Source organism: Anaerococcus sp. NML200537 (assembly GCF_026131715.1).
GTDB classification, from domain to species: domain Bacteria; phylum Bacillota; class Clostridia; order Tissierellales; family Peptoniphilaceae; genus Anaerococcus; species Anaerococcus kampingae.
Window position 1 is genome coordinate 99009 of the sequence record NZ_JAMXSL010000002.1, and the last position, 15048, is coordinate 114056.

Below are 15048 nucleotides of genomic sequence, written 5' to 3' on the forward strand. Positions count from 1 at the left end.
AAGCCAAGCTTGTGCTTGGCTTTTAGATTACCCTTTTTTCTGAAGCAAGGGCCAATACTTTTATTTCTTTGGCATGAGATGCTTTTAATACTTTAATGATTTCCTTAGCTGTATTTCCCGTTGTTAAGATATCATCGATAATAAGAACAGACTTGCCTGTCAAATCTTTTTGGCAAGCAAAAGCATCAACTAGGTTGAGACTCCTTTCCTCCCTGCCTAAATCATGCTGGGTCTTGGTGTCTTTAACCTTTCTAAATTCATCCAGATAGCTTGGCCTTATCTTTCCTATAAAGTCATCTGTAATCATCCTTATTTGATCAAATCCCCTATCTATTAGAGTTGATTTTGAAGATGGAGATGTCAATATATAATCAGCATCAAATAAGCCTTTCCTAGTCCCATATTCATACAGAAATTCAGAAAAAACTCTGGAAAGGGATGTATTTCTTTCAAACTTATAATCCCCTATTAGTTTTTTAAAAAAATCATCATAAAAAAACATGGCATAGGCCTTGGTATCTCCTACTAGAAATTCATTGTCTACATAGTCTAGTTTGTCAAAGCAATTTCTACAGATATGGTATTTGTAGATATATTCTTCCTTACAAATATAACACTTGTTAGGGTCTAAAAATAAAAAATCAATCAGCAAGTATAGACTCCATTTCCCCTATCCAATAGGCTAGGTTGGTATTTCTCTTATTTGACCTATTATTGTCGACCATTGTTTTTATAAATCTCTTCTCACCCAATAGTATTACAAGGCTCTTAGCCCTAGTTATACCAGTATAAAGTAAGTTTCTAGTTAAAAGCATAGGTGCCACCTGCATCATAGGAATTATTACACACTTAAATTCTGAGCCTTGAGACTTGTGAACTGTGATGGCATAGGATAGGTCAAGATCTTTTATGTCTTCTTTTTTATATTTTATGACCTTACCATCTTCAAACTCAACCTTAAGACTTTCTTCATTGGTGTCTATTTCTTTGATAATGCCAATATCTCCATTATAAACCCCATCGTCATTTTCCACTATATTTATTGCCTTTAAATCATAATTATTCCTAACCTGCATGACCTTATCATAGAGTTTAAAAGTCTTATTATTGATCTTCAAAAAAATATTTTGCTTATTTATAGTTTCTTGGATAGCTTCATTGATAGAATCGACTCCCCAAGCTGTCTTTCTTGATAGAGATAAAACTTGGATATCATTTATTGGATCAAGTTTATAGAAATTTGGTAGCCTATCTTTTATTAATTCCAGAAGTCTTTCTTTAAAATTTTTAGAATTTGCATTTATAAAGAAAAAATCCTTGCCCGGTTGGTTTAAAAATGGATATTCACCCTTATTTATCCTGTGGGCATTTAAAACTATATTAGATTCTCCTGCCTGCCTAAATATTTTTTCAAGCCTCACTGAATTAATATTGGTTTCTAAAATATCTGATAAGACATTACCAGGGCCTACTGATGGAAGCTGGTCGCTATCTCCCACTAGAATTAGAGCAGTATTTTCCCCGATCGCATCAAGAAGATTTTTCATTAGGTAAATATCAACCATACTCATCTCATCGACGATTATATAGTCTTTTTCGATTGGATTTTCTTCGTTATATTCAGCTATCGGCATATCTGGCCTGATACCCACAAGTCTATGGATGGTGTAAGCTTCCTTACCTGTTGATTCTTGCATTCTTTTGGCCGCCCTACCAGTTGGAGCTGCCAAGGCATAGGATAGATCATTATCATCAAGTATCTTTGTTATAGCGTTGATTATGGTTGTTTTACCAGTACCTGGCCCACCAGTTATTACAAGTAGCATATTCTCAAAGGCCTTATTTATTGCTTCTTTTTGTTCTTTGGAATATGGATCTAAGTCCTCATTTATACTTACATCAAAAATGTAAGAGGCAGCAATTTTTTTGGCTAAGTTCATTGCTACAGATTTTTCTGCCTTATAAAGACTTTTGGCATATACATAGGAGACATCATCTATTACTACCAGCTCAAGTTTGCCAGAAAGCAAATCTTCTTCAACTTGTCTAGATATTAGGTCTTTATCTACTTTTAGTAAATTTTGGGTCTTAATTATCAAATCTTCTAATTTTAAGCTTGTATGGCCATTAAAATCAGCCTCATAATCAATCACATAGGAAAGTCCTGCTGATATACGGAATGATGAATTGACTTTCATTTCCATACTACGAGCAAGGCTATCTGCCATATTAAAACCGATTCCCTTTATATCTTCTATAAGCTTATAAGGATTTGCCCTTATTATATCTCTGGTATTTTCACCATATTTATTATAGATTTTCATAGAAAGATTGTAAGAAATTCTTAGCTTATTTAAAAATTCCATAGTTTGTCTAGAATCTCTAGTGTCTTCTACCGATAAGCTTATATCTCTTAGTTTTTTCTTGCCAATTCCTTCTACTTCTATAAGCCTTTCTGTATCGTCATATAGGATGTCCAGAGACTCATTTCCGAATTTTTGATAGATGGCCTTAGCAGTTTTAGGTCCAATTCCTCTTATATTTGAGTTTGATAGAAATTTAATTATTGATTCTTTATCTGATGGTTTTTTAAGACTTACATTTCTGACATTTATCTGCTCACCATATTTATCATGATAGGTTAAATCTCCCTCTACTTGTATCCTATCTCCCTCATTAAAAATAGGCATAGTACCAACAATGGTAATATCTGAATCAGTAGTTTCAAGGGTCATTACACTATAACCACTTTCATCATTTCTATACCTAATGTTTGTTACTATGCCTTCTATTTTCATTTATTCTACTCTAACTCTCTTAATATCTGCTCCAAGCTTGGTAAGTTTTTCTACTAGATTTGAATAGCCCCTATCTATGTGGTAAATGTCAAATACTCTAGTAGTGCCTTCAGCTACAAGTCCTGCCATTACAAGGGCAGCGCCTGCTCTTAAATCTGTTGCCTTTACATCTGCTCCATGAAGTTTTTCAACACCTGCAATTGTCGCCCTATTACCAGATGTTGCGATAACAGCCCCCATTTTTGATAGTTCATTTACGTGCATGAACCTATTTTCAAAAACAGTTTCTTGAATCCTGCTCTCACCTTCGCAAACTGTCATTAGCGCCATAAATTGAGCTTGAGCATCTGTTGGAAAACCGGGATAAGGAAGGGTTTGAATGTTGGTAGCCTTAAGCTTGCCCTTATTTGCCCTTACAATAATCTTATCCTCATCTTCAATCTCTTCTACTTCAACGCCCATCTCAACAAGCTTCGCTATAACAGGTCTGATGTGGCTGCCGATAACATTATTAATCAATACCTCTCCCCTAGTCATTGCTGCAGCTGTCATATAGCTTGCTGCTTCTATCCTATCAGGAATTATGGTATGTCTTGTTCCCTTTAGCTTTTCTACACCATTAATTACAATTGTTGATGTACCAGCTCCCTTTATATTTGCTCCCATTTTTGATAAGAAAGAAGCAAGGTCTACTATTTCTGGTTCCTTGGCTGCGTTTTCTAGAGTGGTCTTACCCTTTGCAAGAGTCGCTGCCATGATAATATTTTGTGTAGCCCCTACTGATGGGAAGTCTAGGTATATCTCTGTACCTACTAGACCATCTTTTGCTTCTATAGATATCTCATCATCATTTATTATATTAGATGCTCCTAAAGCCTCAAAACCCTTTAAGTGCAAATCTATTGGACGGCTTCCTATATTGCATCCGCCTGGAGCCTTTGTATAAGCTGCATTAAATCTTGATAAGAGAGGACCCATAACAACAAATGAAGCTCTCATCTTATCCATTAAATCAAAAGGTGTCTCGCAGGTATTAATTGAAGCTGAATTTATGCTTAAGGTATTAGTGTCTAAATACTTTACTTCACTTCCTAAATGCTTAAGGACTTCGACCATTATCTCTACATCCTTAAGCTCAGGAACACCATCCAATATTATTTCTTCTGTACCTAAGACACAGGCAGCTAGTATTGGAAGAGCCGAATTCTTCGCTCCAGAAATATTCACTTCTCCCTGTAGAGGTCCATTAGAATTTATTACTAAAATTTCTTTTCCCGCCATATCAAGTCCTTATTTAGTGCCAAATAGCCTATCGCCGGCATCACCAAGTCCTGGTACTATATAGCCATTTTCATTTAATTTCTCATCTAATTGAGCTATATATATTTTTACATCTGGATGCTTTTCTTCAAGTAATTTGAAAGCTTCAGGCGCTGCTATTACACTTAATAATTTGATAGATTTGCAACCATATTCTTTTAGTCTATCTATAGCATCACAAGCTGAACCACCTGTAGCAAGCATTGGATCTACTACGAGTATGTCTCTATTTTCCACATCACTAGGGAGTTTGCAATAATACTCTACAGGTTGTAGGGTTTCTTCGTTTCTATACATACCAATATGGCCAATTTTAGCTGCTGGTAGGACTTCTAATACCCCATCAACCATGCCAAGACCTGCTCTGAGAATTGGAACAATACCGATTTTTTTCCCTGTTAGTCTATAGCCAGTTGTCTTTGCAACTGGTGTTTCTACTTCATATTCTTCAAGCTCTAAATCTGATGTTGCTTCATAGGCTAACATCATAGCTATTTCTGTAACTAGAGATCTAAACTCATTTGATCCTGTATTTATATCTCTTAAAATAGAAATTTTGTGTTTGATTACTGGATGGTCTAATACTTTTACATTTTTCATTGTTATTTATCTCCTATATAATTCACATCGCCTGCTGCCGATTTTTTCATCCTATTCATTATACTCTTACCCAAATGATTTTCCTTAACACCTTCTGCTAGAATAATATCTACATCCATCCTATCCATCTGCCTTAAGGCAGAAAATAAAACATGGCTCATTGTAGATAAGTCATTTCTATCACCAAAGCTTATAAAATTAAAATCTTTAAATATTTCTTTAGAATCCTCAAATCCTAATATTCCTACCCTATAAGATTTTTCTTTATAAGAATTTGCAAGATCATAAATATAATCTTTTGCTCCTTGGCCTACAAATACTTTCATCTTAGCCTTTGGGGCGTAGTGCTTATATTTTTGTCCTGGAGATTTTGGTCTGACACTTGCATCTACAAGGCTATCATCTAGTCTCACATCAGGGATAATCTCTTTTAGAAACTCAAAGGTATAAAAGCCAGGTCTAAGTATCACTGGCACATCTTCTGATAAGTCAAGAACAGTAGATTCTATACCAATATTAGACTCTCCACCATCTAAGATCATTGGTATGGTACCTTCCATATCAAAAAATACATCAGCTGCATTAGTTGGCGATGGCCTACCTGAAATATTTGCAGATGGGGCTGCTATTGGTGTATTTGCAAAAGCTATAAGCTTATTTGCAATCCTATCTGATGGAAATCTAATAGCTACAGTATCTCCCCCAGCTGTGACTGAATCAGGTATTAGCTTGGATTTCTTAAAAATCAGTGTTAATGGCCCTGGCCAAAGCTTAAATAGGTCCTTATCCATTTCTTTTATATCATCTACTAATTTTTCTAGCATTTCTAGATCTGAAATGTGTAAAATCAAAGGATTGTCGGCCGGCCTATGTTTAGCCTTAAAAATTTTCTGGCAAGCCTTATCATTTAGGCCATCTGCCCCAAGTCCATAGACCGTTTCAGTCGGAAAGGCTACAAGTTCTTCCTCATTTATCAAGCTTGCTGCCTTTTTTATTATTTTTTCATCAATGTTATTTCTATCTAACTCTAAAACTTCTGTTTTCATTTAGCCTTCTTTAATCTAAAATACAATAAGTCGGATCAGCGTGAAGTGTAAGTATCACTCCTGTTTCCTTCCTAATAATTTTTTCGATCCTGTCTATTTCACTATGAAGTTCGCTGACAGTCAAATTTCCTGGAACCTCAACATGGCACGACCCTATTATCTGTCCCCTACCATATTGGTGAATATCCAAATGATGCATGCCCTTTATATATTGGCCAGATAATAATATTTCAGAAATCTTTTCTTCTATATGCTCATCAATTCTTTCACCTAATAAATATTTTACTGTTTCATTAAATAAGTCTATACCAGGCTTTATAACAAAAAACGCTACTACAATACCCATTGCAGCATCTAGGTTAAAACTTACAAATCTTTGCAAAAATACACCTGAAATAATTGCGCTGGTTGAAATCATATCATTTCTAGCATCAAGCATTACACCTAGGTTTAGGTCTGATTCCAAATCCTTATATAATTTTGCATTTAACCTATAGATGTATACTTTTATCAAGATACCGGCAAATAATATTATAAAACTTAGTAAACTAAGACCGTTGGGGTTATTATCATTAAAAGACTTTGCAGAGTTTATAAAAAGCATAAGTCCCACATAGATAATCACTATCGAAACAAGTAAGGATACCACATATTCTATCCTACCATGCCCGAATGGATGGTCCTTATCGGCTGGTTTTTTAGAAAAACTAGAACCAACTAAGGCCATTATTGAGACTACCGAATCAGAAAGGTTGTTAAAGGCATCATTTAAGATAGCTGTAGACTTACTTACAAAACCTAAAATAATCTTACTTATAAAAAGTATGATATTCATTATTATGCCAATAAGAGACGATACACTTATTAAATCTAGCCTTACATCAGGATTATCTGTATTTTTATAATCCTTTACCAATCTTTTAGCAAGGAAATCAAACAATTATTCTTCCTCGCCTATTTTTTCTAACTTTCTAGTTTGATCTTCTGCTATTAGGGAGTTAATCATATCTTCTATATCTCCATTTAGAAAATCATCTAGTTGGTAAACAGTCTTATTGATCCTGTGGTCGGTTATTCTTCCTTGAGGGAAGTTATAGGTTCTTATTCTTTCAGACCTATCACCAGTACCTACCTGGCTTTTTCTGTTATCTGCTATTTCCTTATTTCTTTTTTCTTCTTCTAACTCATAAAGTCTAGCCCTAAGAACTCTCATGGCCTTGTCTTTATTCTTTATCTGACTTTTTTCATCTTGTATGGCTACAACTAGGCCTGTTGGAATATGGGTAAGTCTTACAGCAGAGTCAGTTGTATTTACTGATTGGCCACCATTACCACTTGACCTATAAACATCCACCCTAATATCGTTAGGATCTATGTGAAGCTCTACTTCATCGACTTCTGGAAGAACTGCAACAGTTGCTGTAGATGTATGTATCCTACCACCAGATTCTGTTTCAGGTACTCTTTGAACCCTATGAACTCCTGATTCGTATTTTAATTTAGAATAAGCTCCCTCACCTCTTACAACAAAGGTAGCATCCTTAATTCCACCTACCCCTTGGGTGTTAACCTCAATATCTTCAGTCTTAAAGCCTGCCTTATCAGCATACATGTTATACATTCTGTAAAGGTCTCCAGCAAAAAGTCCTGCCTCATCACCTCCAGCCCCTGGTCTAATTTCAACAATTACGTCTCTTTCATCGTTAGGGTCCTTTGGTATTAGAAGAATTTGCATTTCATCTTTGAAGACTTCAAGGTTTTTCTTGTTTTCATCAATTTCTTCTTTGAGCATAGCAATCATATCTTGATCATCTGTCTCGTTTAGAAGCTCTTGATTTTCTTCTATTGTATCTTCTGCGTTTTTAATTTCTTCGTATTTTTCAACTACTGGTTTTAGTGAATTGTACTCTTTAGAAACTTTTCTAAATTGATCCATATCTGCTAAAACTGCGGGATCTGCAAGTTTTAATTCAAGTTGTTTGTAATTTTCTCTAACATGTTCTAGATTTTCAAACATAATTTATCCTTTCTGTGCAATAATAAATCTATCAAAATCGTTAAAATCTTTTATGTTTTTTATCTTAATAAAATTTTCATTCTTCAATAATTCATTAATCTCATCTTTTTGATCATAACCTATTTCAAAAATTAGGTGTCCTCCATCATTTAGATAGTTTGGTGCATCTTTTACAATTTGCCTATAAAAATCTAAGCCATCTACACCGCCATAAAGGGCTGATTTAGGTTCATAAAAAAGCTCTTTATCGAGATTTTCATAATCTACTTCATTGATATAAGGTGGGTTTGATACTATTAAATCAAATTTGCCTTCAATATTTTCAAATAAGTCAGATTTGATAAAGCCGACATTATTTATATCTAGATACTCTTTATTTTCAATTGCTAAGCTTAGAGCCTTATCTTCTATATCTGATCCAATGACAAGAGAGTCCTTTAGATTATAGGCAAGACTTAGGGCTATAGCACCACTACCTGTTCCTATATCTAGGATTTTTTTCTTATTAAAGTTAGATTTTATAATATAATCAACAATTATCTCTGTTTCAAACCTTGGTATAAGGGCTCTAGAATCAACCTTAAGCCTTAAATTATAAAATTCCCACCAGCCTATGGCGTATTGGAGGGGAATAGATTCTTTCCTCATATTTATTATATCGTTTAATTTTCTAGATTCTTCTTCTTTTAGGTCTAAATTTTGATTTAAGAGTATAAAAGATTTGGGTTTATCTAAAATATAGGAAAGAGCTATGAGTGTTGTGTTGTAATCTTTTTTTAAAAATTCTGATATTTTCATTATTTTACACAAAAATAAGGTAAGTTGCCTTACCTTATATTTCTTTCTATTATTTTCTACCGTATTTCTTGTTAAATCTTTCTACCTTACCACCACGTTCAGCAGTTCTTTGTTTACCAGAGTAGAATGGGTGACAATTGCTGCAAACTTCTACTTTGATTTCTTCTTCTGTTGAACCTACTGTAAACTCGTTGCCACAAGACACACAAGTTACCTTAGCTTGGTGATATTCTGGATGTAATTCTTTTTTCATAATTCACCTCTATCTTCCATTTCAATAAGCAATTAAAATTATACCTGCTTTGTATACTTAAATCAAGTTATTTAAGGGATGAATTTATCAGTTTAACAAAATCTTCGTTAGATTTTGTCCTTTTCATCCAATCGATTAACTCCAGAATAGATTCTGTTGTATTTAGGTCTGAATTTCTTAGCTTATAAATAGCTTCCATTTCTTCTTTTGATAAAAGAAGATCATCACGTCTTGTTGATGATTTTTCGATATTTATAGCTGGGAATATCCTTCTATTTGATAAACGTCTATCTAGGTGGATTTCCATATTGCCAGTTCCCTTAAACTCTTCAAAAATTATATCATCCATCCTAGAACCAGTATCTACTAAGGCTGTGGCTAGTATTGTAAGTGAGCCACCATTTTCAATATTTCTTGCAGCACCAAAAAATTGCTTTGGACCAACAAGGGCTAGTGGATCAAGACCACCTGATAGGGTCCTGCCTGATTGAGGTGTCATGATATTATAGGCCCTTGCAAGCCTTGTGATGGAGTCAAGAAGAATCACTACATCCTTCTTCTCCTCAACAAACCTCTTAGCTCGCTCTAGGACCATTTCTGCTATGTCTATGTGGTTTTGTGGTGGCATGTCAAAGGTCGATGCAGCTACCTCAGTTCTCATCAAGACATTTTCTGGATCCCTATATTCATTTACAAATCTTATGAAATCTGTTACTTCTTCTGGTCTTTCGTCGATTAGGAGGACCAATATTTTAAGGTCATCGTAGTTTTTTTCTAGGGCTCGTTCTATTTCTTTGATTAAGGTTGTCTTACCTGCCTTTGGCTGGGAAACTATAAGACCTCTTTGTCCCCTGCCTATAGGGCTTATTATATCAATTATTCTGCCAGATAAGTGTTTAGATTCTGTCTCCACACTTATTCTCTCATTCGGATAAATTGGTGTTAGGTCTTCAAAAGGTGGCCTATTAAAGGCATCCCCTGGCTTTATCCCATTTACACTTGATACAAATATTAAAGGAGAAAACTTATCCTTGTCGTGTTTTTCTCTAGCTATTCCCTCTATGTAGTCTCCTGTTTTTAGCCTAAACATCTTTATTTGTTTAGGTGGGACATAGATATCATCATCACCTGACTCGTAAAGTTGGGTTCTTAAGAATCCAAATCCATCTGGTAATATTTCAAGTATTCCGTCACAATCAAATTTAGAACCTAGGTCATTTTCTCTTGCTTCTTGACTTTCTTCTTCCTTATTTTTATTTTCTTCTTCAATAAGTTTTATTAGTTCATCTTTTCTATATTTACTAATTGATTCTATGCCTAAGTCTTTTGCTATTTCTCTTAAATCAACTAATTTTTTATCTTTTAAATTATCCATAAGTCTTATAAAAAATCAAGGGGCACAAGGCCCCTATTCTTTTTCTTTTAATATCGCTATTTAGTTTTTGGCACTATTTGTGCTACCGAACATTTCGATTTTTTCTTCTACTAGGGCTTGTACTGCATCTGTACCGTCTTTTAGAAGTTTTCTTGGATCAAAGCCCTTGCCTTGTTGGTCTTTGCCAGCTTCTATATAAGCTCTTGTTGCCTTAGCAAATTCGATTTGGCATTCTGTATTTACGTTGATTTTTGATACTCCAAGGCTGATTGCTTTTTTGATTTGATCGCTTGGAATACCTGTACCACCGTGAAGAACTATTGGCATTTTAACTGCATCAGAAATTTCTTGTAGTCTTTCAAAGTTAAGTCCTTGCCAATTAGCAGGATATACACCGTGGATATTACCGATACCTGCCGCTAGGAAGTCTATACCACATGCTGCAAGATTTTTACATTCTTCAACATCTGCAAGTTCACCAGCTGATGTAACACCATCTTCTTCTCCACCAATGCCACCTACTTCTCCTTCTACTGAGATGCCTTTTTCGTGAGCAAGTTTAACAATTTCTCTTGTTTTTTCAAGGTTTTCATCTATTGGGAAGTGTGAACCATCAAACATTACTGATGTAAAGCCAGCTTCTATACAAGCTTTTGCACCTTCGTATGAACCATGGTCTAGGTGAATTGCTACAGGAACAGTTATATTTAGAGCATCGTGAAGATTTCTAACTAGGTCAGCTACAACTTTGAAGCCTCCCATATATTTTGCAGCACCTTCACTTGATGCTATAATAACTGCAGTCTTCTTTGCTTCTGCAGCAAGTAAGATTGCCTTTGTCCATTCAAGGTTATTTGTATTGAAGTGGCCAATTGCATAACCATTTTCATAAGCTAAGTCTAACATTTCTTTTGCATTTACTAACATTATTTTCTCCTCCGGGCTTATGCCCTAAAATTTATATCCTTTACTACTATGATACCCATTATTGCCTTAGTCTTGCAAATCTTTATGGATATTTTCTATAATTGTCTCTACAGCTTCTTCTTTATTTAGGTTAATATTTTCAAGATCAGATCTTTTTGAATATTCTACTATTCCTTCACTTGCATCCTTACCTACTGTTATCCTATATGGAATTCCTATTAGGTCCCTGTCGTTAAATTTAACACCTGGGCGTTCTTTTCTATCATCAAGAAGAACATCTATCCTAGCATCTTTTAAATTTTTATAAATCTCTTCACCTAGTTCTTTTTGCTCTTCCTTGTTTGGATTTACAATTGTAACTATGGCTTCAAATGGTGCTACAGATGTAGGCCAGATTATTCCCTTATCATCGTGGTTTTGCTCTACAATTGCTGATACAGATCTTGATACACCTATACCGTAAGAGCCCATAACGAATGGTTTTGAAACGCCATTTTGGTCTAGGAAATTTGCCCCAATCGCTTCTGAGTATTTAGTTCCTAATTGGAAGATGTTTCCTACTTCTATACCACGAGCTGATAGATATTTTCCGCTGCCATCATAAGCATCATCGCCTTCTTTGGCTAGGGTTAAATCTTCTGCAATCTCCCCATCAAAATCCCTCTTATAGTTTGCATTTATATAGTGGTAGCCAGCCTTGTTAGCTCCCACTACAAGGTTATTAATTTCTGTAAGTGACTTATCAATTATTACCCTTACATCCTTTAGGCCGATTGGTCCTGTATAGCCAGGTTCAGTATATTTTTCTATACTTTCATCATCTGCCATGAAAATTTCATGCTCTGGAACACCTAGGTAGGCAATAAGTTTAGCCATATTTAAGTCCCTATCACCAGGGATAAAGACAAATACAAGCTCTCCTTCTACCAAAAGGTCTACTGCCTTTGCACATTTGATTTTTTCTTCATTTAAGAATTCGCTTACATCTTCTATGGTTTTCTTGTCAGTAGTTTTTACTAATTCCAATTCTTTTTCTTCTTCTTTTATAACCGGAACTATGCTTCTTGCCTTTTCGTCTGTATAGGCCTTATCAGAATTTTCTGTATATAGGATGACTCCTTCACCACTTTCAGCAAGGGCCATAAATTCGTGACTCTTTCTACCACCCATAGCTCCAGTATCACCTTCAACTATTCTGTAGTCAAGCTTCATTTTGTCAAAGGCATATTCATAAGCCTTCCACATATTGTCATATGCTTTTTCAAGGCCCTCATAGTCTTGGTCAAAGGTGTAGGCGTCTTTCATTAGGAAATCACGTGACCTATTTATACCAAATCTAGGTCTTTTCTCATCCCTAAACTTATCTACTATTTGGTAGATATTAAGTGGAAGTTGCTTATAAGAATTAAGCTCGTCTTTTACTAAATCTACGAAAGATTCTTCGGCTGTTGGACCTAGGGCGTATTCCCTATCGTGTCTGTCTTTAATTTTAAACATCTCAGGACCAAATGTTTCCCATCTGCCTGATGCATCCCAAATTTCTCTAGGTTGTAGGATTGATGTTGATACCTCAATTGCTCCATGGCTATCCATGGCATCTCTTACTATTGCTTCGATTTTATTTATAACCTTTTTACCAAGTGGTAGGAAGGAATAAATTCCTGAAGCTTGACGTCTGATAAAAGCACCTCTAGTTAGAAGCTTATGGCTTGCTGTTTCGGCATCCACAGGATCTTCTCTTAGGGTTGGCATATAATAATTTGATAATCTCATTTAATTAACACTCCTCATTGAAAGACCAATTCTTTCTTTTTTCTTATCTATTTCTATAATTTTTACAGTAACTACCTCAGAGTTTGTCAAAACATCGTGAGGATTTTTTATAAACTTATCGGAAATTTCTGATATATGGACAAGACCATCTGTTCCTACTCCAATATCTACAAAAGCTCCGAAATCAGTTATATTTCTAACTTTCCCTTTAAGTATCATACCCTCTTTTAGGTCATCAAGACTCATAACTTCTTTTTTTGTCAAAACCTCGGGATTATCATCTCTCGGGTCCCTTCCGGGCTTCTTTAGCTCTTTTATGATATCTCTAAGGGTCGGTTCTCCTACCTCTAATTTTTGGGCAGTTTCTTCTATGTTTATCTCATCTAAGTTTAAACCTTCAAGTTTTTTTGCTATCTTGTAGCTTTCAGGGTGGACTCCTGTATTGTCCAAAATCTCGGGTGATGATGGAAATCTCAAAAATCCTGCAGCAAGCTCGTAGGTTTTCTTTCCAAGTCCCTTTACATCTAAAAGGTCCTTCCTATATTTAATCTTTCCATCTTTAAAATCTTCTTCAATTCTTTTTGCAAGATTTTGATTTAGACCTGATACATATGATAAAAGCTTATAGGAAGCATTATTTATACTAACTCCCACTTCATTTACTGCATCTTCAACCACCTTGGCAAGCTCTAAATCTAGCTTTTTACCATCAAGGTCATGTTGGTATTGACCAACTCCTATATGTTTTGGTTCAATTTTTACAAGCTCTGCCATAGGGTCTTGGAGTCTTCTTGCCATGGAGATGGCCCCTCTTATTGTTACATCAAGGTCTGGAAATTCTTCTTCTCCAAGGGCTGAAGCTGAGTAAACACTAGCACCTGCCTCATTTACTATAGCATAGCTTACACCTTCTACTTCCTTAAGGAGTTTATTTACAACTAGCTCAGTTTCCCTAGATGCTGTTGCATTACCAAGAGCTATAAGACTTACCCCGTATTTTTCTATGAGACCTTTAAGAATTGCTATCGCTTCTTTTTCTTTCTTATGGAGTTCTACCGGATAAATTACTGCCTTATCCAAATATTTTCCATTTTTATCTACAACAGCTACCTTACAACCCGTCCTAAAACCTGGGTCAAGGCCTATTACAACCTGACCTTTGATAGGCCTTTGCAATAAATAAGGCTTTAGATTATCTCCAAAGACTCTAATAGACTCATCGCTAGCTTCTTCTGTAAACTTATTTCTAAGTTCAGTTGTAATTGATGGAAGCATCAGTCTCTTGTAAGCATCATCGATTGTAGCTTTTACCAAGCCTTCTTGGTAAGAATTATAGGTCTTATCCTGACTTACTAGTTTATAGATTAAATTTTTGTTGTAGTCATCAGTAAACTCAATCTTTACATTCAATATATCTTCTTTTTCAGCCCTATTTATAGCTAAAATTTGGAAAGATTTCAAATCCTTAAGCTTTTTAGAAAAGTCGTGGTAATTTTCATAAAGATCATCTTCTTCTGCCTTAAGCTTGCTCACTAGACATGCCCTCACAAGGCCATCTCTTCTTATAATATTTCTAGCTTCTATTGAATTCGCAATGTCTTCTGCAAGTATATCTAGAGCTCTTATTATAATTTCCTTTTCATCTTCTAAATTTTCTTGCTTATAATTAATAGCTTCCTTTATGGCTGCTTCTTCATCGCTAATATCTGTAAGAAGCTTATCTAAAAACTTATCAAGTCCAAATTCTCTTGCTATATCAGCCCTGGTCTTTCTTCTGGATTTAAAAGGAGCGTAGATATCTTCAAGGATTGTAAGGGTGTTGGTTGCTAAGATTTTTTCTTTTAATTCATCTGTTAGCTGGCCCTTATTATCAATGGCATTTATTATTTCTTCCTGCCTTTTTTCGATATTTCTTAGCTTGTTGAGATTTTTTTCAATATCTCTTATCTCAACATCTGTAAGGTTACCTGTAACTTCCTTCCTATACCTTGCTATAAAGGCTACTGTTGAGCCTTCATCCAAGAGTTTGATAACATTGTCTATTGAGTCTTCTTTAATATTTAATTCTTTTGATAAAATTTCTGTAATATTCATAAATCCCTTATAATAAAATAATTTTCAATATATATATAATTAATAAA

13 protein-coding genes are annotated in these 15048 nt (G+C 34.9%); all 13 read right to left on the minus strand.

Annotation, left to right across the window (positions count from 1 at the left end):
* Positions 1-22: 22 nt before the first annotated feature.
* Positions 23-652, minus strand: a complete 630-nt coding sequence (locus tag NH288_RS01100) for a ComF family protein (RefSeq protein ID WP_265212415.1) — start codon at positions 650-652, stop codon at positions 23-25.
* Positions 642-2798 carry an ATP-dependent RecD-like DNA helicase gene (locus NH288_RS01105; protein ID WP_265212416.1) on the minus strand — a complete coding sequence of 719 codons (2157 nt, stop codon included), beginning with the start codon at positions 2796-2798 and terminating at the stop codon, positions 642-644. Before NH288_RS01105 ends, NH288_RS01100 begins: the two co-directional genes overlap by 11 nt.
* Entirely contained in the window at positions 2799-4079 is a 1281-nt protein-coding gene (murA, locus tag NH288_RS01110; protein ID WP_265212417.1) for a UDP-N-acetylglucosamine 1-carboxyvinyltransferase, read from the minus strand. It lies immediately after the preceding gene.
* Between the two features lie 9 nt (positions 4080-4088).
* Entirely contained in the window at positions 4089-4718 is a 630-nt protein-coding gene (upp, locus tag NH288_RS01115; RefSeq protein ID WP_106460552.1) for a uracil phosphoribosyltransferase, read from the minus strand.
* A 2-nt stretch (positions 4719-4720) separates the two neighbouring features.
* Positions 4721-5764, minus strand: coding sequence for an L-threonylcarbamoyladenylate synthase (locus NH288_RS01120; RefSeq protein ID WP_265212419.1), 1044 nt, complete (start codon positions 5762-5764; stop codon positions 4721-4723).
* A 10-nt stretch (positions 5765-5774) separates the two neighbouring features.
* Entirely contained in the window at positions 5775-6704 is a 930-nt protein-coding gene (locus tag NH288_RS01125; protein WP_265212421.1) for a cation diffusion facilitator family transporter, read from the minus strand.
* On the minus strand, positions 6705-7781 hold the full coding sequence (gene prfA, locus NH288_RS01130; protein ID WP_265212423.1) for a peptide chain release factor 1: 1077 nt from the start codon (positions 7779-7781) through the stop codon (positions 6705-6707).
* Between the two features lie 3 nt (positions 7782-7784).
* Positions 7785-8579, minus strand: coding sequence for a peptide chain release factor N(5)-glutamine methyltransferase (prmC, locus tag NH288_RS01135; protein ID WP_265212424.1), 795 nt, complete (start codon positions 8577-8579; stop codon positions 7785-7787).
* 49 nt (positions 8580-8628) lie between these two features.
* The gene (gene rpmE, locus NH288_RS01140; protein ID WP_106460557.1) at positions 8629-8832 is read right to left on the minus strand and encodes a 50S ribosomal protein L31; all 204 of its coding nucleotides are present in this window, start codon (positions 8830-8832) and stop codon (positions 8629-8631) included.
* Between the two features lie 67 nt (positions 8833-8899).
* On the minus strand, positions 8900-10207 hold the full coding sequence (gene rho, locus NH288_RS01145; RefSeq protein WP_265212425.1) for a transcription termination factor Rho: 1308 nt from the start codon (positions 10205-10207) through the stop codon (positions 8900-8902).
* A 60-nt stretch (positions 10208-10267) separates the two neighbouring features.
* Positions 10268-11134: a class II fructose-1,6-bisphosphate aldolase gene (fba, locus tag NH288_RS01150; protein WP_265212426.1), complete on the minus strand. Its 867-nt coding sequence runs from the start codon at positions 11132-11134 to the stop codon at positions 10268-10270.
* A gap of 66 nt (positions 11135-11200) precedes the next feature.
* On the minus strand, positions 11201-12907 hold the full coding sequence (locus tag NH288_RS01155; protein WP_265212428.1) for a proline--tRNA ligase: 1707 nt from the start codon (positions 12905-12907) through the stop codon (positions 11201-11203).
* Positions 12908-15001 carry a Tex-like N-terminal domain-containing protein gene (locus NH288_RS01160; RefSeq protein ID WP_265212430.1) on the minus strand — a complete coding sequence of 698 codons (2094 nt, stop codon included), beginning with the start codon at positions 14999-15001 and terminating at the stop codon, positions 12908-12910. It abuts the gene before it with no gap.
* Positions 15002-15048: the final 47 nt, after the last annotated feature.

Coding starts and splice junctions, on each gene's coding strand:
- NH288_RS01105 (WP_265212416.1), bottom strand. CDS start 2,798: ATGAAAATAGAAGGCATAGTAACAAACATTAGGTATAGAAATGATGAA.
- murA (WP_265212417.1), bottom strand. CDS start 4,079: ATGGCGGGAAAAGAAATTTTAGTAATAAATTCTAATGGACCTCTACAG.
- upp (WP_106460552.1), bottom strand. CDS start 4,718: ATGAAAAATGTAAAAGTATTAGACCATCCAGTAATCAAACACAAAATT.
- NH288_RS01120 (WP_265212419.1), bottom strand. CDS start 5,764: ATGAAAACAGAAGTTTTAGAGTTAGATAGAAATAACATTGATGAAAAA.
- prfA (WP_265212423.1), bottom strand. CDS start 7,781: ATGTTTGAAAATCTAGAACATGTTAGAGAAAATTACAAACAACTTGAA.
- prmC (WP_265212424.1), bottom strand. CDS start 8,579: ATGAAAATATCAGAATTTTTAAAAAAAGATTACAACACAACACTCATA.
- rpmE (WP_106460557.1), bottom strand. CDS start 8,832: ATGAAAAAAGAATTACATCCAGAATATCACCAAGCTAAGGTAACTTGT.
- rho (WP_265212425.1), bottom strand. CDS start 10,207: ATGGATAATTTAAAAGATAAAAAATTAGTTGATTTAAGAGAAATAGCA.
- fba (WP_265212426.1), bottom strand. CDS start 11,134: ATGTTAGTAAATGCAAAAGAAATGTTAGACTTAGCTTATGAAAATGGT.
- NH288_RS01155 (WP_265212428.1), bottom strand. CDS start 12,907: ATGAGATTATCAAATTATTATATGCCAACCCTAAGAGAAGATCCTGTG.
- NH288_RS01160 (WP_265212430.1), bottom strand. CDS start 15,001: ATGAATATTACAGAAATTTTATCAAAAGAATTAAATATTAAAGAAGAC.